This window comes from Burkholderia sp. FERM BP-3421 (assembly GCF_028657905.1).
GTDB lineage: Bacteria > Pseudomonadota > Gammaproteobacteria > Burkholderiales > Burkholderiaceae > Burkholderia.
This window is the reverse complement of the sequence record NZ_CP117782.1, coordinates 321,495-344,773: the sequence shown is the minus strand read 5'-3', so window position 1 is coordinate 344,773 and position 23,279 is coordinate 321,495. Positions and strand designations below refer to the sequence as shown.

The window sequence follows — 23,279 nt, the reverse complement described above, 5'->3', positions numbered from 1 at the left end:
CGTGGATAGGACAGCCAATCTGATCAAGCGTCTACCAAACAGCCTGCGCGTTGGTGGAACGCCACTGTATCGAGATCGGCTACGGAAGAAACCCCTCAACCCGATGGGGTGCGACGGATTAACGATAGGTGTATCGAACTTGAAACTTATGCAAATTGCACGCAAAGCGGAGCTGCCGGCCTCATTGGAATGTCCGTCGTTGTTTTCATCTTCGCAGTTGTATTGGGCATATTCGCCCTCGGCCCCGCAAGCATAGAGCCAGATACAATCTTGGTTATGCTCTCCGGGCTACCAGTATCGATTGGCATGGCCTTTATTTTTTACTTAGCCAGCGGGGCTCATCGGAGTCGCGGCGCCTTTATTCGCATTCATCGAGGCACCCGAAAACTCTACTTCATATACCCGCGGCAGAAGCGTCTCCACGTACTCGACTGGAATCACCTCGAAGCCGTGGCAGGGTACGTTCCCATTGTGTCTGCAAGTGGCTACGCAAGCCGGCACCCGCTGTATCTCATCGGCGTGGACCACAGCATGGATCCGCCGACCGAGATCTGTGCGGCTTGCGGAAATCTCGGTCTATTTGACGGAGATCGGTCAGCCAAGTCCCTCTGGTCCTATCTTCAAGTTTTCATGGAACGAGGTCTTGAAAATCTGCCTAAACCCGCGCAGGTGCCGCCACGACGATGCCGTTGGCAAGAGACAGCAACCTTACCGAGACTGGTATGCGGGGCTTCGACGTAGGTTGGCGAAGCCCTACGGCCTGTTCAAGGCCCCCCCATCACCATCCCGCTCTGGCTGGGCTGGCTGCTGATCAACGCGTTCCCGGGCAGCGTCGAAGCCTTCATTCAGTACAACGTGCCGTCCACGCAGTTCCTCAAGGAGATAGACCGGTTGTGCGGCTTCAACGAAAAACGCAAGCCGGTGATTCGTGTCAACGGGGAGCGTATTGATTCGTGATGACTTGAAAAAGCTGATGCCGTTCTAAACCCAAGGAGTTTGAAATGAAACCAATCGTCCTCGTTGGTCATAAACACAGTTGCCCCATCCACGGGAGCGGTACAGTCGTCAGTGGCGCAAGCAGTGCCGAGATCAACGGCCGCGCCGTCGCGCGCGTTGGTGATCGGATCAGTTGCGGTGCCGTCATCCAGACAGGTTCGCCAGGCACCAGCGTGGAAGGCCAGCCGGTGGCTCGTGAGGGAGACAGCACCAGCCATGGCGGCAAACTGGTGGAAGGTGAAGCGGACTGGCTGGTCGAGTAAGACAGTGCTGAGCATCTGCGTGCGCCGTGGCTTTGCGCAGGTGCTCAGCAGAGCGCGGCCACTCACGTGTTGCCCGTATCAGAGGTCCAGCTCGCGGAATAGGTTTGCGGCAGCAGGCTCAAGCGGCCCACCAGCTTTTCCACCCGCTCATCTTCCTGTTGTGTGGAGTAGACGATCGTGTGCACTTCCGAACGTCCGCCATCGCGCTGCCGGCTTTCGACTCCCCGCAGTCGCAAATTGTGCGCGCCGATGGCGTTGAGCAATTCGGCCCGCATCACCGCCTCATCCGAGGACGCGCAGGTCAGTGCGATGTTGTAGTAGCGCTCTTCGGCTTCGGCCTCAGGTACATGGCGGTCGACCAGCTTGGCGCGCTGGCGGAGCAGCAGGTTCGTCACCAGGATCAAACCGGTGACCGTACTGGCCTCGGTCAGAAAACCGTAGCCCGCCACGCGCCGGTGGCCCAAATGGTGGCTGCTGCGCTCAGGCCTTGAATGGTAAGCCCGTTGCGGAGAGTGCCATGTTCAACTCCTCTGTACCTGGGTTCATTCAGGAACAGATGGTCGACATATCGCCCGCTACCGCCCAGCAACAATACGCTCCAGCCCGCGTCCGTATAGATGGGCTGAAAAGTGCTGGCTGCTGCTGGATTCCGGTAGACCTCACCGGAATGAAAAAAGGGGCTTTCGCCCCTTTTTCAACGACTTACAGAATTCCGTGGAACGCTGAAGATCAAAATTTGGAGCGGGAGACGAGTCTCGAACTCGCGACCTCAACCTTGGCAAGGTTGCGCTCTACCAACTGAGCTACTCCCGCATGTCCTGCATCGGACGTCCTGCTGCTTCACTACTCACAAAACGCCGCTTCGAATTGGAGCGGGAGACGAGTCTCGAACTCGCGACCTCAACCTTGGCAAGGTTGCGCTCTACCAACTGAGCTACTCCCGCGTTTTGCTGCTTCCCGCTGCGCTTACTGCTTGCCGTGCAGCGGAGAAACGAGATTATGTAGAAACCAGTTTCGGGTGTCAACACTTTTTCGCACCCTTTTTTCTTTTGCACACGCTCGCGCGCGTCAGGCCGCCCCGCCCCGCTCGCGAATCTGCGGCCACGCGAGCTTCATGTAGTAGAGCATCGACCAGATCGTCAGCACGGCGGCGAGATAGATCAGCCACTGCCCCCACACGCGCGTATCGAGCTCGAACACGCCGAGCGGCAGACGCCCATAGAACAGCAGCATCGGGATCGCGATCATCTGGCAGGCCGTCTTGAACTTGCCGAGCGAATTCACGGCGACGCTCTTCGATGCGCCGATCTGCGCCATCCATTCGCGCAGCGCCGAAATCGCGATCTCGCGGCCGACGATCACGAGCGCGATCGCCGCGTCGATCCGCGTGAGCTGCACGAGCACCAGCAGCGCGGCCGTCACCATCAGCTTGTCGGCGACCGGATCGAGGAACGCGCCGAAGGCCGAGGTCTGGTTCCACTTGCGCGCCAGGAAGCCGTCGAACCAGTCGGTCAGCGCGGCCAGGATGAACACGACCGCCGCCGCCAGGTTGCGGTGATCGCCGCTCATCACCGTGTCCGGCAGATAGAACACGCCGACCACGAGCGGAATCAGCACGATTCGCACCCACGTCAGGAAAATCGGAAAATTGAACGGCATGGCAGGCGACATGGGTAAAGGAGCTGCAATTGTGCCGTGTCACCCGCCCCGCTACAAGCCGGCGGCCCGGCGCGACGCGGCTAATGCAGCTGCCGGTAGATCTGTTCGGCGAGCGCGTGCGAGATGCCCTCGACGCTCGCCAGCTCCTCGACGCTCGCCGCCACCACCCCACGCAATCCGCCGAAGCGCGCGAGCAGGCGCTGGCGCCGCTTCGCGCCGACGCCCTCCAGCTCCTCCAGCCGCGAGGTCTGGCGCGCCTTCGCACGCTTCGCGCGCATCCCTGTGATCGCGAAACGGTGGGCCTCGTCGCGGATCTGCGCAACCAGCATCAGCGCCGCGCTTTCCTTGCCGAGCTCGAGCGGCGCGCGGCCGTCGGCGAACACCAGCGTCTCGAGGCCCACCTTGCGCCCCTCGCCCTTCGCGACTCCGACCAGCATCGAGCAATCGAGCCCCAGCTCGGTAAAGACCTGGCGGGCCATCTCGACCTGACCCTTGCCGCCGTCGATCAGCACGAGGTTCGGCAGCAGCGCGCCGGCTGCGGCTTCGCGCGTCGTGTCCGCGTCGATGCCCGCCTCCGCGTCGGCCGAGGCCGCCTCGGCCGCCTGCTCGACCATTTTCTCGTAGCGCCGCGTGAGCACCTGGCGCATCGCCGCGTAATCGTCGCCCGGCGTGATGCCGGTGATGTTGTAGCGCCGGTATTCGCCCGACTGCATCTTGTGATGGTGATAGACGACGCACGACGCCTGGGTCGCCTCGCCCATCGTATGACTGATGTCGAAACACTCGATCCGCAGCTGCGCGAGATCCTCGCTGTCGTAGCCGAGCACGTCCGCGAGCGCGCGCGTGCGCGCCTGCTGCGAACCCTGTTCTGACAACAGCCGCGCGAGCGCGAGCCGCGCATTCTGCTCGGCCATCGTCAGCCACGCGCGCCGCTGTCCTTGCGGCTGACGCAGCAGCGTCACCTTGTGCCCCGCCTGCTCGGTCAGGATGTCGATCAGCTCGCGGTTCGCGGGCGCATGGCTCACCACCAGCACCGGCGGCACCCGGTTGCCGAGGTAGTGCTGCGCGATGAAGGCCTCGAGCACCTCGCGCTCGAGCGCCGCCGCGCCGGCCGTCGCGCCCTCCGTCGCGAGGTCGTCTGCCGCAGGATCGCCCGCAGCAAGGTCTCCCGCCGCGGGACCGCCCTCCGCGGGACCGCCCGCCGCCCGATCATCAGCCTCCGCATCGCCCGCGCCGCCTTCCGCGAGGGTCAGCGCGCTCTCCACATGCGCGGGGAAGTAGGCCTTGTCGCCCAGATGCCGGCCGCCGCGCACCATCGCGAGATTCACGCACACGCGCCCCCCCTGCGCGACCACGGCCAGGATGTCGACGTCGCTGTCGCCGCCGACGTCGATCGCCTGCTGGTGCAGCACGGTCGCGAGCGAGCTCATCTGGTTGCGCACCTGCGCCGCCTGCTCGAACTTCAGTTCGGCGGCAAACGCATGCATCTTCTGCTCGAGCTCGCCCATCACCTCGTTCTGGCGGCCCAGCAGGAAACGCGACGCGTTCGACACGTCGCGCGCGTAGTCGTCGTCGCCGATCGCGCCGACGCACGGCGCGCTGCAACGGCCGATCTGGTGCAGCAGGCAGGGCCGGGTGCGGTTGTTGAACACCGAATCCTCGCAGGTCCGCAGCTGGAACACCCGCTGCAGGATCTGGATGCTCTCGCGCACCGCCCAAGCGCTCGGGAACGGCCCGAAATACTGGTTCTTCTTGTCGACCGCGCCGCGGTAATACGCCATGCGCGGGAAGCGATGGCCGGTGAGCTTCAGGTACGGGTACGACTTGTCGTCGCGAAACAGGATGTTGTAGCGCGGCGCGAGCGCCTTGATCAGGTTGTTTTCGAGCAGCAGCGCCTCGGCTTCCGAGCGCGTGACCGTGGTCTCGATCCGCGCGATGCGCGTGACCATCATCGCGATGCGCGGCGACAGCTGGGTCTTGTTGAAATAGCTCGACACGCGCTTCTTCAGGTCGCGCGCCTTGCCGACGTACAGCACCGCGCCGTCGGCATCGTAGTAGCGGTAGACGCCCGGCATGTGCGGCAACTGCGCGAGGATCTTCTTGGGCTCGAAAACGGTTTCGGGTGTCTCGGGGGATGTCATGCGTGATTCGACGCGGCGCGCGCGCGAACAGGTCATTTAGAATCGCCAGTTTAGAGCATTCCCGCCCCGCTTCCGATGCCGTCCTTTCCCCTGATCCCGTCCGCGCACGCCGCCGTCGTCGACGCCGCGCCCGCCGTCCGCCGCATCGCCTGCGACCTGTTCTGCGCGGTGATCGACAATTTCGGCGACATCGGCGTCTGCTGGCGCCTCGCGCGCCAACTCGCCGACGAACACGGCTGGCAGGTGCGCCTCTTCGTCGACGACCTGCACCCGTTCGCGCGGCTGCGGCCCGACGCGCGCGTCGACGCCGCGCGCCAGACGCTCGACGGGATCGTCGTCGAGCACTGGCGCGGGCCGGCCCACGCGGGCGACACGCTCGCGATCGCCGACGTCGTGATCGAGGCGTTCGCATGCGAGCTGCCGCCCGAGTACGTCGCGGCGATGGCCCGCCGCGCACGCGCGCCGGTGTGGATCAACCTCGAATACCTGAGCGCCGAGGACTGGGTCGGCGACTTTCATCTGCGGCCCTCGCCGCACCCGCGCTATCCGCTCACCAAGACCTTCTTCTTCCCCGGGCTCGGCGCGGGCACGGGCGGCGTGCTCAAGGAGCGCGACCTCGATGCGCGCCGCGACGCCTTCGACGCCGCGGCGCGCGACGCCTGGTGGCAGGCCGCGACGGGCGGCCCCGCGCCGGCCGCCGGCACGCTGGTCGCGTCGCTGTTCGCGTACGAAAATCCGGCGCTCGACGCGCTGCTCGAACAATGGCGCGACGGCGACCAGCCGGTCGCCCTGCTGGCGCCGGAAGGCCGGGTGTCGGCCGGGCTCGGCCGCTTCTTCGGCACGGGCCAGCTCGCGGCCGGCAGCCGGGCGGCGCGCGGCAACCTGTGCGCACACGGGCTCGCGTTCGTCGCGCAGCCCGCCTACGACCCGCTGCTGTGGGTCAGCGACATCAACTTCGTCCGCGGCGAGGATTCGTTCGTGCGCGCGCAATGGGCCCGGCGGCCATTCGTCTGGCAAATCTACCCGCAGGCCGACGACGCGCACCTGCCGAAGCTCGACGCCGCGCTCGCGCACCTGGGGGACGGCCTCGACGCCCCGGCCGGCGCCGCGCTCGCGCGTTTCTGGCATGCCTGGAACGGCCAGGGCGCGCCGGACTGGGCCGATTTCTGGAGACATCGCACGGCGCTGCGCACCCGCGCGGCCGCCTGGGCGGACGAACTGGCGTCGCGCGGCGATCTCGCCGGAAATCTGGCCGAATTCTCAAAATCTCAGTTAAAATAAGCGGTTATCCAACGGCAGACTGCGCAAGCGCGTACGTTTTCGGCGTCCGTGGCCCGCAGCGCGCGGCCCGGCCGGAACGGCCCCCGCGCGACCCGCCGGAATGAACCCGCTTGCGGCGTCCGCCGTTGCGCAACGCCCGGGCAATTTTTTCGTACAGGACAGTTTTATGATGAAAACCGCACAGGAACTCCGCGTAGGCAACGTCGTGATGATCGGCAGCGAAGCGATGGTGATCTCGAAGGCCGAATACAACAAGTCGGGCCGCAACTCCGCCGTCGTGAAGATGAAGATGAAGAACCTGCTGACGGGCGCGGGCCAGGAATCGGTCTACAAGGCCGACGACAAGTTCGACGTCGTCGTGCTGGAGCGCAAGGAAGTGTCGTATTCGTACTTCGCCGATCCGATGTACGTGTTCATGGACGCCGACTACAACCAGTATGAAGTCGAGGCGGAAATGATGGGCGACGCGCTCAACTACCTCGAAGACGGCATGGCCTGCGAAGTCGTGTTCTACAACGAGAAGGCGATCTCGGTCGAACTGCCGACGGTCCTGGTCCGCGAAATCACCTACACGGAACCGGCCGTCAAGGGCGACACGTCGTCGGGCAAGGTGCTGAAGAACGCGAAGATCTCGACCGGCTACGAGCTGCAAGTGCCGCTGTTCTGCAACACCGGCGACAAGATCGAAATCGACACGCGTACCAACGAGTATCGCAGCCGCGCGTAAGCGAAGCGCCCCTTGCGAAGCACGCCGAATCAAGCGCCCTCCGGGGCGCTTTTTCGTTGGCGGACAGCCCCCGGACACCCAGCACGAAATGCGCGCTGTAAGGCAAATCAAAGATATCCAATTTGTATCTTCGGTAACCGTTTTATATCGGCTGACAAATACCGTACGCTAAAAGCGCGGCGCGGCATAAAATCCATTTCTAATCTCAAAATGAGGCTGCCGCACGCTGCCCGCCCATTTGAATATTCGCGTACACCATGCCACACGCCCTGATTGTCGAAGACGATCCCAATAGCCTGTCCGGGCTCACCGCGCTGCTCGGCGCGGACGGATTTTCCGTCGATACCGCGACCTCGCTCGCCGAAGCCCGGACGGCGCTGGCCCGCTCGATCCCGGACGTGGTGCTCGTCGACCTGAACCTGCCCGACGGCAGCGGCTTCGACCTGCTGCAGAACCTGCCGCAGCAGCAGCCGAACGGATCGCTGCCGGTGATCGTGCTGACCGGCAATGCGACGGTCGAGAGCGCGATCGAGGGCTTGCGGCACGGCATCTGGGACTATCTGCTGAAGCCGATCAACATTCCGCGCCTGCGCAGCCTGCTCGCGCGGATTCCGCGGCCGTACGAGCTGATCGACGAGGTCCAGTCGCTGCGCGCCACGCTGCGCAGGCTCGGCCGGTTCGGCGCGCTGGTCGGGCGCAGCGACGCGATCCAGCACGTGTACGACATGCTCGAGCACAACGCGCGCACCGAGACCGCGGTGCTGCTTTGGGGCGAGCCCGGCACCGGCAAGGAGATCGCCGCGCGCACGCTGCACGAGCTGAGCCGGCGCCGCAAGGGACCGTTCATCACGTTCGACTGCCGCGCGGCCGCCGTGTCGCCGCGCAATCTCGAAACCGACGGCACCGCGCTCGAGGGCATGCTGTTCGGCCGCGAGCGCGGCAGCTACACCGGCCCGGAGCGCCGCGAACCGGGGCTGTTCGAACAAGCGAGCGGCGGCACGCTGCTGCTCGACGAGATCACCGCGCTGCCGCTGGCCCTGCAGGAAGCGCTGCTGCGCACGCTCGACTCGCAGAACTTCATGCGCATCGGCGGCAGCAGCGAGATTTCGAGCGATTTCCGGCTGATCACGACCACGCGCCGCCCGGCCCGCGAGGCGGTCGCGAACGGGACGCTGCGCGAGGATCTGTGGCTGCGCCTCGACGCCGCATCGGTCGGCCTGCCGCCGCTGCGCGAGCGCGACGACGACGTGATCCAGATCGCCGAGGCGCTGGTCGACGATCTGAACCGCGAGACCCGCGCGGCGGGCCTTGGTGCGACCGACAAGCGGCTCGCGCCGGGCTTCGTGCGCGAATGCCGCGCCTACGATTGGCCCGGCAACGTCCGGGAGCTGCACGAGCGGGTCCGGCTCGCGTACGACGCCTCGGGCGATTTCATCGACACCCTGCACGCGGGCGAGCCAAGCCTCACGGCCGGCACGTCGCTGAACGGCAGCAGCGTGCAGGTGCGGGTCGGCACCCCGCTCGCGGACGTCGAGGATCTGCTGATCCGCGCGACGCTCGACGCGGTGGGCGGCACCCGGCACCGCGCCGCGACACTGCTCGGCATCAGCCCGAAGACGCTCTACAACAAGCTGCAGCGGATGAAGGAAGAAGACTGAGCGACGGCGGGCCGGGCCTGAGCGCCCGCCCCGCCGCGCCGGATCAGGCGAACAGCGTGTGCAGCAGCGCCTGGGCGCGCACGTAGGCCGGTTCGCGCATCAGCTTGTCCCACTTGAGCGCCTTGCCGCGCGGCCGCAGCCGCTTCAGGCGGCGGCTCGATTCGCGCGAGGGCATCGTCCGCAATTCATTGAGCACCTGCTCGGCCGCCTCGGGCTGGTTGCACACGAGCACCATGTCGCAGCCGGCCGCGAGCGCCGCCTCGGCCGCCTCGGTCAACGTCCCGCCCTCGCGCGCCGCCTCCATCGACAGATCGTCGCTGAACACCGCCCCTTCAAAACCCAGCTGGCCGCGCAGGATGTCCTGCAGCCAGATCCGCGAGAAGCCCGCGGGCCGCGCATCGACCTGCGTATAGATCACATGGGCCGGGATCACCGCCGCGAGCGACAGGCCGAGCCAGTCGTAAGGCGCGACGTCGGCCGTGAGGATCGCGTCGAGCGGCCGGTCGTCGGTCGGCAGCGCGACGTGCGAATCCGCCTCCGCGAAGCCGTGGCCGGGGAAATGCTTGCCGCAGTTGGCCATGCCCGCGAGCGCCAGCCCGTGATTGAGACTCTTCGCGAGCAGCGCGACGACGCGCGGATCGCTGTGGAACGCGCGATCGCCGATCACCTTCGAGTGGCCGTAGTCGAGATCGAGCACCGGCGTGAAGCTCATGTCGATGCCGCACGCGCGCAGTTCGGCCGCGAGCACGTAGCCGACGGCCGTCGCCGCCTCGGTCGCGCGCAGTACGTCACGGTCCCACAGCTCGCCCAGGCGGCGCATCGCGGGCAGCACCGTGAAGCCGTCGGTGCGGAAGCGCTGCACGCGGCCGCCCTCGTGATCGACCGCAATCAGGATGTCCTCGCGCACCGCGCGGATCGCCTCGGTCAGCGCGACCAGCTGCGCGCGGTCCTGGAAGTGGCGGGCGAACAGAATCACGCCGCCCGTCTGCGGGTGCGCGAGACGGCGCGCATCGTCACGGGTCAGCGCGGTGCCGACGACGTCGAGCATCACCGGGCCGGGAGTCAGTTTCATCGAATCAGGATCCTTCGGTAAGAAATCAGGCGGCGTCGCGGCCGGCGGCCGGGTCGGGCGTCTCGGCGACCACGAACGAGACCGCGTAGTCGCGCTCGTCGCTGACGGTGACGCGCGCCGTGATGCCGCGCGCGCCGAGCCAGGCCGCCAGCTCGCCCGACGCGACCACGAAGGGCTGCCCGCTCGGCTCGTTGAGCACCTGCAGCGCGCGCCACGTCATGGGCCAGCGCATCCCGAGGCCGATCGCCTTCGAGAACGCCTCTTTCGCGGAGAAACGGGTCGCGAGGAACGCGATGCCGCGCACTTCGGAGCGCGCGCGCCGCGCCTGGAACACGCGCAGCTCGTCCGGACCGAGCACCTTCTCGGCGAACCGCCCGCCCGTGCGTTCGAGCACGGCCGCGATGCGGCTCACCTGGACGACGTCGGTGCCGATGCCGTAGATCGCCATCGGCGTTCAGCGCGCGCCGTGCAGCGCCGCGACGCGCGCGGCGACCATGATCGCCTTCATCTCGCGCACCGCGTTGTCCCAACCGACGAAGATCGCGTGCGCGACGATCGCATGGCCGATGTTCAATTCGACGATGCCGTCGATCGCCGCGATCGGCTGTACGTTCGTGTAATGCAGGCCGTGGCCCGCGTTGACCTTCAGGCCGAGCCGTGCGCCCGCCTCCACGCCGGCGGCGATCCGCTCGTATTCGCGCTGCTGCTCCGCCTCATCGTGCGCATCCGCGTAGCGGCCCGTGTGCAGTTCGACGACCGGCGCGCCCGCCTCGTGCGCGGCGCGGATCTGGGTTTCGTCCGGATCGATGAACAGCGACACCCGCACGCCCGCATCCGCGAGCTGCCGGCACGCGGCGCGCACCGCTTCGAAGCGGCCCGCGACGTCGAGCCCGCCCTCGGTGGTCAGCTCCTCGCGCTTCTCCGGAACGAGGCAGGCATCGTGCGGACGGATCTCGCAGGCGATGTCGAGCATCTCCGTCGTCACCGCGCATTCGAGGTTCATGCGCGTCGTCAAGAGCGGCCGCAGCGTGCGCACGTCGGCGTCGACGATGTGGCGGCGGTCTTCGCGCAGATGCAGCGTGATCGCGTCCGCGCCGGCGGCTTCGGCGGCCAGCGCGGCGCGGATCGGATCGGGATAGGCGGTGCCGCGCGCGTTGCGCAGCGTGGCGACGTGGTCGATGTTGACGCCGAGGTCGATGGCGGTGGGCGTGGTGAGAAAGAAGCTCATAGATTTTGCAGGTCGATCAGGATCTGGCGCGTGGCGAGCGGCGTGCCGCCCAGGTAGGTGTTCAGCAGGAAGCGCATCAGCGTCTTGCTTTGCGCGACGGTCAGAGCCCGATGGTAATCGTCCTCCTCCATGTCGAGCAACGTCTGCCCGGACACGACCGGCCAATGCGACGGCACGCTGTCGTCGGCGTCGCGCACGCCGCGCTCCGGATCGAACACGTAGCGGCCGTCCGGCTGCACCGCGCGTCGCGCGACCGTGCGGCCGAGCGACATCGCGTAGCCGGTCTCGCGCAGCAGCACGCGCTCGAACGAGCGCAGCACCTGCACCGGCGCTTCGCCATGCGCAAGCCGCGTGAGCGTGACGAGGTAGTGCTTGAACAGCGGCGGATGCGGATCCTCGCGCGCGCAGAACTTGACCAGCAGCTCGTTCACGTAGAAACCGCACAGCAGCGCGTCGCCGGCGAGCGGCAGCATGCCGCCCACCCATTCCGCGCCCGTCAGCGTGCGCAGCTCGGACTTGCCGGACCAGGACAGCGCAAGCGGCTGGAAGGTCTGCAACACGCCGCGCAATGCCGAATGCGGGCGCTTCGCGCCTTTCGCGACGAGCGCGAGGCGGCCGTGGTCGCGCGTGAGCACGTCGATGATCAGGCTCGTCTCGCGATACGGGTAGCTATGCAGCACGAAGCCCGGCTGCTCGGCCACCCGGAACTCGGATGTGCGCGCGCCGCCGCGGCGCGCCTTGCGGGGCGGCTCGGGCGGCGGCGCGTCGGCGGGCGCGGCAGGCTCGGAAGCCGCCTCGCCCTCCGCGGGCATCATCCACGCGTCATTCGTACCCATAGGCGCGAAGCCCTGCTTCGTTGTCGGCCCAGCCGCTGCGCACCTTGACAAAGGTTTCCAGATACACCGGACCGTCGAACAGCTTCTCCATGTCCATGCGCGCCTCGGTGCTGATCTGCTTGAGTTTCGCGCCCTTCTTGCCGATCACCATCGCCTTGTGCGAATCACGCTCGACCAGGATCGTCGCGAACACGCGCTTCAGGCGCCCTTCCTCCTCGAACTTGTCGATCACCACGGTGCTCGTGTACGGCAATTCGTCGCCGGTCCAGCGGAACACCTTCTCGCGCAGGATTTCCGCCGCGAGGAAGCGGGAGCTGCGATCGGTCAGGTCGTCCTCGCCGTAGATCGGCTCGCCCTCGGGCAGGTACGGCTTGATCGTGTCCGTCAAGCGGCGGATGTCCTCCGGCCGCATCGCGGACAGCGGCACGATCTCGGCAAACTCGCGCAGCGCGCCCATCTGCTGCATGAACGGATACAGGGTGTCCTTGTCATTCACGCGGTCGAGCTTGTTTGCGATCAGCAGCGTCGGCGTGCCGGGCGGGATCAGGTCGAGCACCCGCTGGTCGTCCGGGCCGAAACGGCCGGCTTCGATCACGAACAGGATCGCGTCGACCGACGTCAGCGTCGAGGTCACCGCGCGATTCAGCGAGCGGTTCAGCGCCGTGCTGTGGCGGGTCTGGAAGCCCGGCGTATCGACGAAGATGTACTGCGCGTCGTCGAGCGTGTGGATGCCGGTGATGCGATGGCGGGTCGTCTGCGCCTTGCGCGACGTGATGCTGATTTTCTGGCCGACCAGCGCGTTCATCAGCGTCGACTTGCCGACATTCGGCCGGCCGACGATCGCGATCATGCCGCAGCGGAAACCAGTGGGAGCGGGAGCGTTCATATCAGGATGCAGCGGGTTCGGAACCGGCGCGCGGGTTGGGCGCGACCGGTATCGTGTTCGGGATCAATGGCCGGCATCGGCAGCGCGCACGGGGGCGGCCGCCATGCCGGGCTCGGCTTCGGAGGACAGCGCGGGCGTCGCGTCACGGGGACGGGGCGGCTTGTCGACCAGGCCGGCCGCCGCGCGCGGCGCCGCGTCGGTTTTCTCCGCCGGTTTGTCGGCGGCGGCGGTTTTGTCGGCGGCGCGGGCGGACCGCTCGGCCGGCTCGGCGTGCGCGCCGCGGATCACCGCGATCGGCCCGGCGGGCGCAACCGGCTCCGCCGCGGGCCGGGCTTCGGCCGGGCCGCCCGCCGCGCGGGCCGGCGCACGTTCCTTGCGGTCCGGCGCACGCAGGTCGAGTGCTTCCTGCACGCCCTTCACGCCCGGCACGATCTCCGGTTCCGCATGCTTCGCGGCCCGCGCGCCCTTCGAGCGCTTCGGCTTCGCGCCGAGCAACGGCGCGGCGGCCATCACCTCGTCGAGCGCCTTCTTCGCGGCGGCCTGCTCGGCCGCGCGCCGGCTCGCGCCGGACCCGGACACCTTGACGTCGAGCTTCGGCACCGTGCACTCGACCTCGAACTGCTGATTGTGCGCCGCACCATGCGTCGCCACGACGGTATAGGTCGGCAGCGCGATCTTGTGACCCTGCAGGTATTCCTGCAGCAGCGTCTTCGCGTCCTTGCCGAGGGTGCGCGGATCGATGTGATCGAGGATCGGAATGTAGAGGCGCTTGATCACCCCTTGGGCGGCTTCGAAGCCGCCATCGAGGAACACCGCCCCGATGATGGCTTCGAATGCGTCCGCGAGGATCGAGGGGCGCCGGAACCCACCGCTGCGCAACTCGCCCTCGCCCAGGCGCAGCCCGTCGGAAATATTAAGGGCCTGAGCGATTTCGTACAGCGACTGCTGTTTGACGAGATTCGCCCGGACGCGCGACAAATCGCCTTCGTCCAACTTACCGAAACGTTGGAACAAAAGGGCGGCCACCGCGCAATTGAGAACGGAGTCGCCGAGAAACTCGAGCCGTTCGTTGTGCGTGGCACTGTGACTGCGATGGGTCAAAGCCTGGCGCAACAATTCCGCATTGCGAAATTCGTAGCGCAGCCGGCTTTCCAACTGGGATAGGGGCATGTGCAGGAGTATAACGCGGGCGCCAACTCCGTCGAACGGACGGGGCCGGGCACGAAAAGGCGTGACGAAGCGGTGTTACCGAGGGTTCTTAAAGTAGTTCGGCAACACGTCGTGCGACGTGTTGCCGAACGGCGCGTTGCTCAGTTGAACGAGCCGATGCGTTTCAGGTTGCTGAAATTCATCCAGATGAAGAACGCGCGACCGACGATGTTCTTGTCGGGCACGAAGCCCCAGTAGCGGCTGTCCGCGCTGTTGTCGCGGTTGTCGCCCATCATGAAGTAGTGACCCGGCGGCACCTTGCAGATCACGCCGCGGCTGTTGTATTCGCAGTTGTCGCGATATGGGTAGTCGTACGCGCCCATCACGAACGGCGGCACGCCGGGATTGTTCAAGATCGCGTTCTTGCGGGTGCCCAGCGTTTCCTCGAACTGCTTCGCGTAGTTCATGCGCTCTTCGTCGAAGTAGTCGGCCATCGGCGTTTCGGGCACCGGCTGACCGTTGATCGTCAGCTGCTTGTCCTGATACGCGACGGTGTCGCCCGGCAGGCCGATCACGCGCTTGATGTAGTCGACCGACTCATCCTTCGGGTAGCGGAACACCACCACATCGCCGCGTTCGAGCGGCCGCCCCGCCGTGATCTTGGTATTGACGACAGGCAGCCGCAGCCCGTAGTCGTACTTGTTGACGAGGATGAAATCGCCGACCAGCAGCGTCGGCACCATCGAGCCCGACGGAATCTTGAACGGCTCGACGATGAACGAACGAACCACGAACACGACGAGGATCACCGGGAAGAAGCTCGCCGTGTACTCGAGCCACCACGGCTGGCGCAGCTTGTCGTCGCGCAGCCGCGCACGCGTCTGCGGCGCGTTCTCGTCGGCGAAGCGCTCGCCGACGCGCGCCTGCTGGCGATCGAACTCCTCGACCGCCGCATCCGCCGCCCGACGCCGCTGCGGCAGGAACACCAGCTTGTCCAGCACCCACGCGATGCCCGTCAAAACGACGAGCACAAAAAGGATCAGCGCAAAATTCATAAAGGATCAGTCCTGTTATTTGTCTTCGACGCGCAAGATCGCCAGGAATGCCTCCTGCGGGATCTCGACCGAACCCACCTGCTTCATCCGCTTCTTACCTTCCTTCTGCTTCTCCAGCAGTTTCTTCTTGCGCGAGATGTCGCCGCCGTAGCACTTCGCCAGCACGTTCTTGCGCAGCGCCTTGATGTTCTCGCGCGCGATGATGTGCACGCCGATCGCGGCCTGGATCGCCACGTCGTACATCTGGCGCGGGATGATCTCGCGCATCTTCGCCGCGACTTCGCGGCCGCGATACTGCGACTGCGAACGGTGCACGATGATCGACAGTGCGTCGACCTTGTCGCCGTTGATCAGCATGTCGACCTTCACGACGTCCGACGCGCGGTATTCCTTGAACTCGTAGTCCATCGACGCGTAGCCGCGCGACACCGACTTCAGCCGGTCGAAGAAGTCGAGCACGATCTCGGCCATCGGGATCTCGTAGGTGAGCTGCACCTGGCGGCCGTGGTACTGCATGTTGATCTGCATGCCGCGCTTCTGCTCGCACAGCGTGATCACCGAACCCACGTATTCCTGCGGCATGTACAGGTTCACGGTCACGATCGGCTCGCGGATCTCGCCGATCCGGCTCGGCTCCGGCATCTTCGCCGGATTCTCGACCGTGATCGTCGCGCCGTCGCTCTTCACGACCTCGTAGACGACGGTCGGCGCGGTCGTGATCAGGTCCATGTCGAACTCGCGCTCGAGCCGTTCCTGCACGATCTCCATGTGCAGCAGGCCGAGGAAGCCGCAGCGGAAGCCGAAGCCGAGCGCCTGCGACACTTCCGGCTCGTACTGCAGCGACGCATCGTTCAGCTTGAGCTTCTCGAGCGACTCGCGCAGCGCGTCGTACTGGTTCGCCTCGACCGGATAGAGGCCCGCGAACACCTGCGGCTTCACTTCCTTGAAGCCCGGCAGCGGCGCGAGCGCCGACTTGGTCGCATGCGTGACCGTATCGCCGACCTTGGCGGCCGTCAGTTCCTTGATGCCGGCGATGATGAAGCCCACCTGCCCGGCCGACAGCGATTCGAGATTGCGCGACTTCGGCGTGAACACGCCGACGTGCTCGACCGGGAACTGCGCGTCCGTCGCCATCAGCTTGATCTTTTCCTTCGGACGCAGCGTGCCGTTGACGATCCGCACCAGCATCACGACGCCGACGTAGTTGTCGAACCAGGAATCGATGATGAGCGCCTGCAGCGGCGCGGCGGGATCGCCCTTCGGCGGCGGCACCTTGGCGATCAGCGACTCGAGCACGTCCTCGACGCCGAGCCCCGTCTTCGCGCTGCAATGGGTCGCGTCGGTCGCGTCGATGCCGATCACGTCCTCGATCTCCGCGATCGCGTTCTCCGGGTTCGCGGCGGGCAGGTCGATCTTGTTGAGCACCGGCACGACCTCGACGCCGAGCTCGATCGCCGTGTAGCAATTCGCGACCGTCTGCGCCTCGACGCCCTGGCTCGCGTCCACCACGAGCAGCGCGCCTTCGCACGCGGACAGCGAACGGCTCACCTCGTACGAGAAATCGACGTGCCCCGGGGTGTCGATCAGGTTCAGGTTGTAAACCTTGCCGTCGCGCGCCCGATACGACAGCGCGGCGGTCTGCGCCTTGATCGTGATGCCGCGCTCGCGCTCGAGATCCATCGAGTCGAGCACCTGCGATTCCATTTCGCGGTCGGACAAGCCGCCGCATACCTGAATGATGCGATCCGCGAGCGTCGACTTGCCATGGTCGATGTGCGCGATGATCGAAAAGTTGCGAATATGATCCATTCCGTCCGATCAAGCGAAAAAGGCGCGCTCGACGATCGCAGAGCACGCCTTGTGTAAGTCGGTGAAAAAACAGCCTATTTTAGCCGAAAAGCCCTGCCAGGGGCGGCCTTTGCGTGGAACCCGCGGCTAACCGCGCCGCACGGCCCGCTGCAGCGCTTCCGTCACCCGCGCCGCGTCGAAACGATGCCGGCAGACTTCGACGCCGTCGAGCAGCAGCACCGGCACGTCCTCGTCGTAGCGCGCGACCAGCGCGGGGTCCGCATCGATGTCGACCACCTCGACGCGCGCGCCGAACTCGGCCGCGACGGGCGCCAGCGCGTCGCGCATGTCGTCGCACAAATGGCACCAGCCGCGGCCGTACAGCGTGAAGATCACGATTCGCCTACTTCTGGCGCGGACGGATCGGGATGAACTGCGTGTTGTCGCCGCGCCGCACCAGCACCGCCACCACCTTCTGCGGATCGAGCTGCGCGGTCAGGTCGACGAACTGCTTCGCGCTCGTGATGTCGGTGTCGCCGACCCGCAGCACGATGTCGCCGCGCCGCAGGCCCGCGCGCGCGGCCGGACCGTCGACATTGACGATCTGCACGCCGCCGCGCAGCTTGAGCGCCTTCAGCTGGTCGGCCGGCACATCGTTCACCGTCAGCCCGAGCGAGTTGCTCTGGCGCGGTTTCGGCTGGCTCTGGCCCGCGTCCGCCTTGGCGTTCTTGTCGACGGGCACCTCGGTGATCGTGATCGGCAGGTCGCGCGCCTGGCCCTTGCGCCAGATCGTGACCGTCGCGCGCGTGCCGGGCTTCGTGTCGCCGACCATGCGCGGCAGGTCGGTGGCCGTATCGACCGGGCGATTGTTGAACTTCAGGATGATGTCGCCCGGCTGGATGCCCGCCTTGTCGGCCGGGCCGCCCGGCTCGACGCTGCTGACCAGCGCGCCTTCCGCCTTCGGCAGGCCGATCGAGTCGGCGACGTCCTTCGTGACCTCGCCGATCGCCACCGCGATGCGGCCGCGCACCACCTTGCCCGAGGCCTTCAGCTGGTCGGCCACCCGCATCGCCTCGTCGATCGGAATCGCGAACGAGATGCCCATGAACCCGCCGGTGCGGCTGTAGATCTGCGAGTTGATGCCGATCACCTCGCCCGACATGTTGATCAGCGGACCGCCCGAGTTGCCCGGGTTGACCGCGACATCGGTCTGGATGAACGGCAGGTAGTCGCCGGTATTGCGGCCCTTCGCGCTGACGATGCCGGCCGTGACGGTGTTGTCGAGCCCGAACGGCGAACCGATCGCGACCACCCATTCGCCGACGCGGACCCGGTTGGAATCGCCGATCGCAACGCTCGGCAGGCTGGTCGCGTTGATCTTCACGACCGCCACGTCGGTGCGCTCGTCAACGCCGATCAGCTTCGCCTTGAACTCGCGCTTGTCGGTCAGCGTCACGTAGATCGTGTCCGCATCGTCGACCACGTGCGCATTGGTCATCACGTAGCCGTCCGACGACAGGATGAAGCCGGAGCCGACGCCGCGGTTCTGCTCGGCGTCCGGCGCATCGGGCGGGTTCGGCTGCGCGCCCTTCGGATTGCCCGGCGCCTGCGGCAACGGGATGCCGAAGAAGCGACGGAAGAATTCCGACATGTCGCCGTTGTCCATCCCCGGCGGCATCATGCCGCGCGTGTCGGTCGGCACGTTCGCCGTGGTGCGGATGTTGACGACTGCCGGCCCGACCTTCTCGACGAGATCGGCGAAATCGGGCAGCCCTGCGCGCGCCGGCGCCACGGGCGTGCTCGCGCCGGCGGCGCTCGCCGCGGGCGCCGCCGATGCGTGGGGGACGAACGGAACCCAGGCAGCCACCACCGCGGCGGCCAGCCAGTTGCGCAGCGAAAGTTTCTTCATGTCGGACCGGAGGAAGGTTACTTGGAAGCCTTGTATTCTATGGCAGACGTAAACTGCTGCAAGGTCGCCGGCGGCACCTCGCCCAGCGCGGTGATCCAGTAGTCGCCGCGGCGCTTGACGAGCACGTGGGTCGCGCCGGTGCTGCCCGCGCCTTCCTTGCGGACATTCTTCTCGGCCGGTTCGATGAATACGGAGATGGTGGCGAGGCCGTCGGTATAGACCGCCTGGTCGACCGGGATCGGCGGATCGCCGGCATCGCGCGACGCCATCGGACGGCGCACTTCGCGAATCTTGCGGAAGCCGGCGACGGTCGGCGCGATCAGCCAGCCCTGCGCCTCGATGTCGACGGGAGCGACAGGCGGCCGCACCACGGTCCAGCCGGTCAGGTTGCGCATGCCTGCCGCGATCGCGCCCTTCTGCGCGGCATTGCCCGCGCCGATCTGCACCTGCGAGAACGCGATCTGCTCGAGCACGCGCTCGTCCGCGTCGAGCGTCTGCGAACGCAGCAGCAGCCCGGTGCGCGCGTCGGTCCAGAGCTTGTAGGCGAAGCGGTAGGCGTCCTTCGGCATCAGTTCGACGACCTGCGCGTCGAGCCCCGCGACCCGGTCCTGGCCGAGCAGCTTCGGCTCGTAGACGGCCAGCACCTGCTCGCCGCTCGCGCCGAGCAGCGCCGGGAAGGAATCCTTGTTCTGGCGCCGTTCGACGACGCACAGGCGCCGCTCGGGCACGAACGTGTAGAGATCGTCGTTATGGCGCAGCAGCTTGCGCGGCTTGCCATCGAGCGTCTCGATCTGCTCGTACTCGCCGTCGCCCTTCACCGCCACATGGACGATGCGTGACGACTGCACATAGGTGCCGCGCTGGTAGACGAAGGTGCCTTCGTAGCTTTGCTGCTGCGCGGCCTGCTGGATCCGGTCGAGCCAGTCCGCCGCGGCGCGCCGCGTGGCGACGAGATCGTCGGGCTGCTGCGCGACGGCGTGGGATTGAACGGACAACAGCGCGGCCGCGCAAAGCAACAGCGCCGGCAGCCGCTTCCAGCCGGGAATGGCGTGCTTCACCTGCAATGTCCGCATCGGGTTTATTGGCCTTGCGTGGTCACGGCGGCGCGAATGAGCGGCATCGAGCCCGTCACGACCGGTTGCTGCGCGAACTGCTGGTGCGCTTCGAGATATTGGTCGAGGCTCGCGTCACGGATGATGTTGGCATCCTGCAACGCCGGCTGCGCGCCTGCCTGAACGGCCGCGACGCGCTGCACGCCGCCCTGCGGCGCGCCCGCCGACGCGATCTGCGCCTGACCGCCACCCGTGCCCTGCAGCTGCGGCACGACGATCCAGGTCAGCGTGGCGGCAGCCGCCGCCACCGCGAACGCCGGCACGACGCGGCGGCGCCACGACAGCAGCGTGCGCGCCACCGGGCTGATCGCGGCCGGCGCGAGCAGGTGCGGCTCCGCCGCGAAGCTCGCGGAGAAGCGCGTCATGAAGGTTTCGCTGACGGCCGGCGACAGCGCAAGCTCATCCGAGCGCAGCGCATCGCCGATCGCGTGGTATTGCGCCCAGGTCACGCGCTCGGTCTCGCCAAGCCCGGCCAGGAGCTGCCCCAGCTGAAGCCCGTCGAGCGGCTCGCCGTCGACCAGTGCGGACAGGCGCTCGCCTTGCGAGCATGCTTGCGACTGTGTAGAAACCGACCCCATGATGCTCCCCATCTTACCTATCCCGTCGTGATCCACGACTTTCTGTGATACCTCTAGACCCCGGGCCGTCCCGGCCCGCCATGCGCTTACCAGCGCTTGCCTTCCGGCGTATCGAGCAATGGCCGCAACCGCGTGGCGATCGCCTCGCGGGCGCGGAAGATCCGCGACCGGACCGTGCCGATCGGGCATCCCATCATTTCCGCGATTTCCTCGTAGCTCAAGCCTTCGATCTCGCGCAGCGTGATCGCCGTGCGCAATTCTTCCGGCAGCAGGGCCATGGCGGCGTTGACCGTCTCGGCGATCTGCTTGCTCATCAACATCGACTCGGGCGTGTTGATATCCCTTAGTTGGTCGGCGTCGGAGAAAGTTTCCGCTTCTTCGGCATCCGCTTCAGTCGAGGTGGGCGCCCGGCGACCCTGGGTCGCAAGGTAGTTCTTCGCCGTATTCACGGCAATCCGGTACAACCACGTGTAGAACGCCGATTCGCCGCGAAACTGCGGCAACGCCCGATACGCCTTGATGAAGGCGTCCTGGGCCACGTCCTCGACCTCCGCGGGATCCCGCACGAGGCGCGAAATCAGTCGGATGATCTTGCGGTGGTATTTGGTGACCAGGAGTTCGAACGCCGCCTTGTCGCCTTTCTGTACGCGTTCGACCAGCGCCTGGTCGATTTCTTTTTCACTCACCTGACAAATCCGTTAACTAGGGATGCAACGCGGAACGCCATTGTAGCGCCCCGCCCTCGCGCCGCGCGCGTCACGCCCGTGCCGGTTCGCCGCGACGCGCGCGACGGCCCAGCACGGAGAGTACGCGAAACGTGGATACGTCGACCGAATCCGCGGCCACGAACAGCGTGGCCGCACGCTTCGTCCGGCCGCGTACGGTCAGCGCGAGCAGCAGATCGCTCCACTGCACGCCGTCGACCACGCGCCCTTCCGCCAGCAGCCGGCCCGCGCGGTCGAACGCCGCGAGCGTGCCCGCGCCGGCATCGATGCCGAGCTGCGCGGGCACCCTGCGTCGCCAGGCCGCGCCGACCCGCAGCGCGAGCCAGGCGGCCACGAGCAAGGCGAGGAGCGTCGCGCCGGACGGCCCGACGAGGGGCGTCGCGACCACCCGGCAGGCCCATGCCGCGCTTGCCACGCACCCGGCCAGCGCGCCGGCCAGTCCGGCCGACGCGCGCAGCGCGATGCGCGGACCGGCGCGGAAAGGATCCGTCAAGTGAGCCTGCGTCAGGCGCGCTTGAAGACCAGCGTGCCGTTAGTCCCGCCGAAGCCGAAGGAGTTCTTCAGCGCGACGTCGATCTTCATGTCCCGCGCTTCGTTCGCGCAGTAATCGAGATCGCACTCGGGGTCCTGGTTGAGGATGTTGATCGTCGGCGGCGAGATCTGATGATGCACGGCCAGCACCGTGAACACCGACTCGAGACCGCCCGCGCCACCCAGCAGGTGGCCCGTCATCGACTTGGTCGAATTGACGACGATGTCCTTCGCGTGGTCGTTGAACGCGCGCTTGATCGCGATCGTTTCAGCGAGGTCGCCGAGCTGGGTCGACGTGCCGTGCGCGTTCAGGTAGTTCACCTGGTCGACATTGATGCCCGCGTTGCGCAGCGCAGCGACCATGCAACGGCGCGCGCCGTCGCCGTCCTCGAGCGGCGCGGTCATGTGATAGGCGTCGCCGCTCATCCCATAGCCGCCGATCTCGGCGTAGATCTTCGCGCCGCGCGCCTTCGCGTGCTCGTACTCCTCGAGCACCATCACGCCCGCACCCTCGCCCAGCACGAAACCGTCGCGGTCCTTGTCCCACGGACGGCTCGCCGTCGCGGGATCGTCGTTGCGCTGCGACAGCGCGCGCGCGGCCGCGAAACCACCGATGCCGAGCGGCGAGACGGTCGATTCCGCGCCGCCGGCGATCATCACGTCGGCATCGCCGTACTCGATGAGGCGCGACGCCTCGCCGATGCAGTGCAGGCCGGTCGTGCAGGCCGTGACGATCGCGAGGTTCGGGCCCTTCAGGCCGAACTTGATCGACAGGTGGCCCGAGATCATGTTGATGATCGACGCCGGCACGAAGAACGGCGAGATCCGACGCGGACCGCGGTTCAGCAGTTCGGTTTGCGTGACCTCGATCATCGGCAGGCCACCGATCCCCGAGCCGACGATGACGCCGACCCGCTCGGCATTTTCCTCGGTGATCGCAAGACCGCTGTCCTGCATCGCCTGCATGCCGGCCGCGACGCCGTAGTGGATGAACGTATCCATGTGACGCGCTTCTTTCGCGGGCAGGTAGTCTTCGATATTGAAGCCCTTCACCTCGCCTGCGAAGCGGGTCGAGAAGTTCGTCGCATCGAACTTCGTGATGTTGGCGATGCCGGACTTGCCGGCCACCAGATTGGCCCAGCCGTCGGCAACATTATTGCCAACAGGCGAAATCAGCCCAAGGCCTGTAACAACGACTCGACGGCGGCTCACGGTAACCTCTTTTCCATTGGATGACAAAAACAAAAGCCACAGCAGCCACAGGAACCAGCCCTGCGAGCCCTGTGGCTGTTAGCTCTGCCGGACGGAGCCGGCGAGATGCGCCTCAAACGCAGTATGCGCTGAACGACGCGGACGGCGCTTAGGCCTTGACGTTCGCGCGAGCGTAGTCGATCGCTTGCTGCACGGTCGTGATCTTCTCGGCCTCTTCGTCCGGGATTTCCATGCCGAACTCGTCTTCCAGTGCCATCACCAGTTCGACGGTGTCGAGCGAGTCCGCGCCCAGATCGTTCACGAACGATGCTTCGTTCTTGATTTCGCCTTCGGCGACGCCCAGTTGTTCAGCGACGATCTTCTTGACGCGTTGTTCGATGTTGTCCATTACCCCTCCGAGGGAAAGTTCAGATTTACAAGTGCGCGCATTTTATCAGGTTTGCTGCCGCCCAAAATGCGCGCCGGCTTTACGG

Annotated in this window: 24 protein-coding genes and 2 tRNA genes; 5 read left to right on the top strand and 21 right to left on the bottom strand. The window is 66.4% G+C overall.

Annotated features, from left to right (window positions below):
- Positions 1-189 precede the first annotated feature (189 nt).
- Both Bsp3421_RS34445 and Bsp3421_RS17820 read left to right on the top strand, forming a co-directional pair.
- On the top strand, positions 190-741 hold the full coding sequence (locus tag Bsp3421_RS34445; RefSeq protein ID WP_443111562.1) for a DUF6708 domain-containing protein: 552 nt from the start codon (positions 190-192) through the stop codon (positions 739-741).
- A 260-nt stretch (positions 742-1,001) separates the two neighbouring features.
- Positions 1,002-1,259 (top strand): PAAR domain-containing protein, encoded by a 258-nt coding sequence (locus Bsp3421_RS17820; RefSeq protein ID WP_274002055.1) that lies wholly within the window; start codon positions 1,002-1,004, stop codon positions 1,257-1,259.
- Positions 1,260-1,321: 62 nt separating this feature from the next.
- On the opposite strand, the gene Bsp3421_RS17815 is transcribed toward Bsp3421_RS17820, so the two are convergent.
- The 5 genes from Bsp3421_RS17815 to uvrC all read right to left on the bottom strand — a co-directional run bounded on the left by Bsp3421_RS17815 (position 1,322) and on the right by uvrC (position 5,059).
- Positions 1,322-1,723 (bottom strand): hypothetical protein, encoded by a 402-nt coding sequence (locus Bsp3421_RS17815; protein ID WP_274002054.1) that lies wholly within the window; start codon positions 1,721-1,723, stop codon positions 1,322-1,324.
- A gap of 273 nt (positions 1,724-1,996) precedes the next feature.
- Positions 1,997-2,072, bottom strand: a tRNA-Gly gene (locus Bsp3421_RS17810).
- A 55-nt stretch (positions 2,073-2,127) separates the two neighbouring features.
- A tRNA-Gly gene (locus Bsp3421_RS17805) sits at positions 2,128-2,203 on the bottom strand.
- A 124-nt stretch (positions 2,204-2,327) separates the two neighbouring features.
- Entirely contained in the window at positions 2,328-2,918 is a 591-nt protein-coding gene (gene pgsA, locus Bsp3421_RS17800; protein ID WP_274004254.1) for a CDP-diacylglycerol--glycerol-3-phosphate 3-phosphatidyltransferase, read from the bottom strand.
- A gap of 80 nt (positions 2,919-2,998) precedes the next feature.
- Positions 2,999-5,059, bottom strand: coding sequence for an excinuclease ABC subunit UvrC (uvrC, locus tag Bsp3421_RS17795; protein WP_274002053.1), 2,061 nt, complete (start codon positions 5,057-5,059; stop codon positions 2,999-3,001).
- 75 nt (positions 5,060-5,134) lie between these two features.
- On the opposite strand from uvrC, the gene earP reads away from it, so the two are divergent.
- From earP to Bsp3421_RS17780, 3 genes are all read left to right on the top strand, one after another.
- Positions 5,135-6,340 carry an elongation factor P maturation arginine rhamnosyltransferase EarP gene (earP, locus tag Bsp3421_RS17790; RefSeq protein WP_274002052.1) on the top strand — a complete coding sequence of 402 codons (1,206 nt, stop codon included), beginning with the start codon at positions 5,135-5,137 and terminating at the stop codon, positions 6,338-6,340.
- 169 nt (positions 6,341-6,509) lie between these two features.
- Positions 6,510-7,067, top strand: coding sequence for an elongation factor P (gene efp, locus Bsp3421_RS17785; protein ID WP_252982604.1), 558 nt, complete (start codon positions 6,510-6,512; stop codon positions 7,065-7,067).
- Positions 7,068-7,324: 257 nt separating this feature from the next.
- A complete protein-coding gene (locus tag Bsp3421_RS17780; RefSeq protein WP_274002051.1) occupies positions 7,325-8,725 on the top strand; it encodes a sigma-54-dependent transcriptional regulator in 1,401 nt (466 codons plus the stop codon).
- A 43-nt stretch (positions 8,726-8,768) separates the two neighbouring features.
- Here Bsp3421_RS17780 and nagZ read toward each other — a convergent pair whose 3' ends face one another.
- The 16 genes from nagZ to acpP all read right to left on the bottom strand — a co-directional run bounded on the left by nagZ (position 8,769) and on the right by acpP (position 23,194).
- Positions 8,769-9,797, bottom strand: a complete 1,029-nt coding sequence (gene nagZ / locus Bsp3421_RS17775; RefSeq protein ID WP_274002050.1) for a beta-N-acetylhexosaminidase — start codon at positions 9,795-9,797, stop codon at positions 8,769-8,771.
- A gap of 25 nt (positions 9,798-9,822) precedes the next feature.
- A complete protein-coding gene (gene acpS / locus Bsp3421_RS17770) occupies positions 9,823-10,245 on the bottom strand; it encodes a holo-ACP synthase (protein WP_274002048.1) in 423 nt (140 codons plus the stop codon).
- Positions 10,246-10,251: 6 nt separating this feature from the next.
- Positions 10,252-11,025 carry a pyridoxine 5'-phosphate synthase gene (gene pdxJ, locus Bsp3421_RS17765; RefSeq protein ID WP_274002045.1) on the bottom strand — a complete coding sequence of 258 codons (774 nt, stop codon included), beginning with the start codon at positions 11,023-11,025 and terminating at the stop codon, positions 10,252-10,254.
- On the bottom strand, positions 11,022-11,861 hold the full coding sequence (gene recO / locus Bsp3421_RS17760; protein ID WP_443111561.1) for a DNA repair protein RecO: 840 nt from the start codon (positions 11,859-11,861) through the stop codon (positions 11,022-11,024). Before recO ends, pdxJ begins: the two co-directional genes overlap by 4 nt.
- A complete protein-coding gene (gene era / locus Bsp3421_RS17755) occupies positions 11,848-12,747 on the bottom strand; it encodes a GTPase Era (protein ID WP_274002043.1) in 900 nt (299 codons plus the stop codon). The genes recO and era overlap by 14 nt, the downstream gene beginning before the upstream one ends.
- A 63-nt stretch (positions 12,748-12,810) precedes the next feature.
- Positions 12,811-13,917 (bottom strand): ribonuclease III, encoded by a 1,107-nt coding sequence (rnc, locus tag Bsp3421_RS17750; RefSeq protein WP_274002041.1) that lies wholly within the window; start codon positions 13,915-13,917, stop codon positions 12,811-12,813.
- A gap of 140 nt (positions 13,918-14,057) precedes the next feature.
- On the bottom strand, positions 14,058-14,951 hold the full coding sequence (gene lepB, locus Bsp3421_RS17745; RefSeq protein ID WP_274002038.1) for a signal peptidase I: 894 nt from the start codon (positions 14,949-14,951) through the stop codon (positions 14,058-14,060).
- 15 nt (positions 14,952-14,966) lie between these two features.
- Positions 14,967-16,760 (bottom strand): translation elongation factor 4, encoded by a 1,794-nt coding sequence (lepA, locus tag Bsp3421_RS17740; RefSeq protein ID WP_274002036.1) that lies wholly within the window; start codon positions 16,758-16,760, stop codon positions 14,967-14,969.
- A gap of 126 nt (positions 16,761-16,886) precedes the next feature.
- Positions 16,887-17,087 carry a glutaredoxin family protein gene (locus tag Bsp3421_RS17735; protein WP_274004249.1) on the bottom strand — a complete coding sequence of 67 codons (201 nt, stop codon included), beginning with the start codon at positions 17,085-17,087 and terminating at the stop codon, positions 16,887-16,889.
- Between the two features lie 55 nt (positions 17,088-17,142).
- Entirely contained in the window at positions 17,143-18,648 is a 1,506-nt protein-coding gene (locus Bsp3421_RS17730; protein ID WP_274002033.1) for a DegQ family serine endoprotease, read from the bottom strand.
- Positions 18,649-18,665: 17 nt separating this feature from the next.
- A complete protein-coding gene (locus Bsp3421_RS17725) occupies positions 18,666-19,721 on the bottom strand; it encodes a MucB/RseB C-terminal domain-containing protein (RefSeq protein WP_274002030.1) in 1,056 nt (351 codons plus the stop codon).
- Positions 19,722-19,726: 5 nt separating this feature from the next.
- Positions 19,727-20,338, bottom strand: a complete 612-nt coding sequence (locus tag Bsp3421_RS17720) for a sigma-E factor negative regulatory protein (protein WP_274004246.1) — start codon at positions 20,336-20,338, stop codon at positions 19,727-19,729.
- Positions 20,339-20,424: 86 nt separating this feature from the next.
- Complete coding sequence (rpoE, locus tag Bsp3421_RS17715) at positions 20,425-21,024, bottom strand: RNA polymerase sigma factor RpoE (protein ID WP_252983141.1); 600 nt, start codon at positions 21,022-21,024, stop codon at positions 20,425-20,427.
- A 70-nt stretch (positions 21,025-21,094) separates the two neighbouring features.
- On the bottom strand, positions 21,095-21,556 hold the full coding sequence (locus Bsp3421_RS17710) for a hypothetical protein (RefSeq protein ID WP_274002028.1): 462 nt from the start codon (positions 21,554-21,556) through the stop codon (positions 21,095-21,097).
- A gap of 11 nt (positions 21,557-21,567) precedes the next feature.
- The gene (gene fabF / locus Bsp3421_RS17705) at positions 21,568-22,806 is read right to left on the bottom strand and encodes a beta-ketoacyl-ACP synthase II (protein ID WP_274002026.1); all 1,239 of its coding nucleotides are present in this window, start codon (positions 22,804-22,806) and stop codon (positions 21,568-21,570) included.
- A 148-nt stretch (positions 22,807-22,954) separates the two neighbouring features.
- Positions 22,955-23,194 (bottom strand): acyl carrier protein, encoded by a 240-nt coding sequence (acpP, locus tag Bsp3421_RS17700; RefSeq protein WP_012735022.1) that lies wholly within the window; start codon positions 23,192-23,194, stop codon positions 22,955-22,957.
- Positions 23,195-23,279: the final 85 nt, after the last annotated feature.

Coding starts and splice junctions, on each gene's coding strand:
- Bsp3421_RS17735 (WP_274004249.1), bottom strand. CDS start 17,087: ATGCGCGACGCGCTGGCGCCCGTCGCGGCCGAGTTCGGCGCGCGCGTC.
- recO (WP_443111561.1), bottom strand. CDS start 11,861: ATGGGTACGAATGACGCGTGGATGATGCCCGCGGAGGGCGAGGCGGCT.
- acpS (WP_274002048.1), bottom strand. CDS start 10,245: ATGGCGATCTACGGCATCGGCACCGACGTCGTCCAGGTGAGCCGCATC.
- Bsp3421_RS17780 (WP_274002051.1), top strand. CDS start 7,325: ATGCCACACGCCCTGATTGTCGAAGACGATCCCAATAGCCTGTCCGGG.
- lepB (WP_274002038.1), bottom strand. CDS start 14,951: ATGAATTTTGCGCTGATCCTTTTTGTGCTCGTCGTTTTGACGGGCATC.
- nagZ (WP_274002050.1), bottom strand. CDS start 9,797: ATGAAACTGACTCCCGGCCCGGTGATGCTCGACGTCGTCGGCACCGCG.
- uvrC (WP_274002053.1), bottom strand. CDS start 5,059: ATGACATCCCCCGAGACACCCGAAACCGTTTTCGAGCCCAAGAAGATC.
- pgsA (WP_274004254.1), bottom strand. CDS start 2,918: ATGCCGTTCAATTTTCCGATTTTCCTGACGTGGGTGCGAATCGTGCTG.
- efp (WP_252982604.1), top strand. CDS start 6,510: ATGAAAACCGCACAGGAACTCCGCGTAGGCAACGTCGTGATGATCGGC.
- pdxJ (WP_274002045.1), bottom strand. CDS start 11,025: ATGAGCTTCTTTCTCACCACGCCCACCGCCATCGACCTCGGCGTCAAC.
- Bsp3421_RS34445 (WP_443111562.1), top strand. CDS start 190: ATGTCCGTCGTTGTTTTCATCTTCGCAGTTGTATTGGGCATATTCGCC.
- acpP (WP_012735022.1), bottom strand. CDS start 23,194: ATGGACAACATCGAACAACGCGTCAAGAAGATCGTCGCTGAACAACTG.
- lepA (WP_274002036.1), bottom strand. CDS start 16,760: ATGGATCATATTCGCAACTTTTCGATCATCGCGCACATCGACCATGGC.
- Bsp3421_RS17720 (WP_274004246.1), bottom strand. CDS start 20,338: ATGGGGTCGGTTTCTACACAGTCGCAAGCATGCTCGCAAGGCGAGCGC.
- Bsp3421_RS17730 (WP_274002033.1), bottom strand. CDS start 18,648: ATGAAGAAACTTTCGCTGCGCAACTGGCTGGCCGCCGCGGTGGTGGCT.
- Bsp3421_RS17820 (WP_274002055.1), top strand. CDS start 1,002: ATGAAACCAATCGTCCTCGTTGGTCATAAACACAGTTGCCCCATCCAC.
- era (WP_274002043.1), bottom strand. CDS start 12,747: ATGAACGCTCCCGCTCCCACTGGTTTCCGCTGCGGCATGATCGCGATC.
- rnc (WP_274002041.1), bottom strand. CDS start 13,917: ATGCCCCTATCCCAGTTGGAAAGCCGGCTGCGCTACGAATTTCGCAAT.
- Bsp3421_RS17725 (WP_274002030.1), bottom strand. CDS start 19,721: ATGCGGACATTGCAGGTGAAGCACGCCATTCCCGGCTGGAAGCGGCTG.
- earP (WP_274002052.1), top strand. CDS start 5,135: ATGCCGTCCTTTCCCCTGATCCCGTCCGCGCACGCCGCCGTCGTCGAC.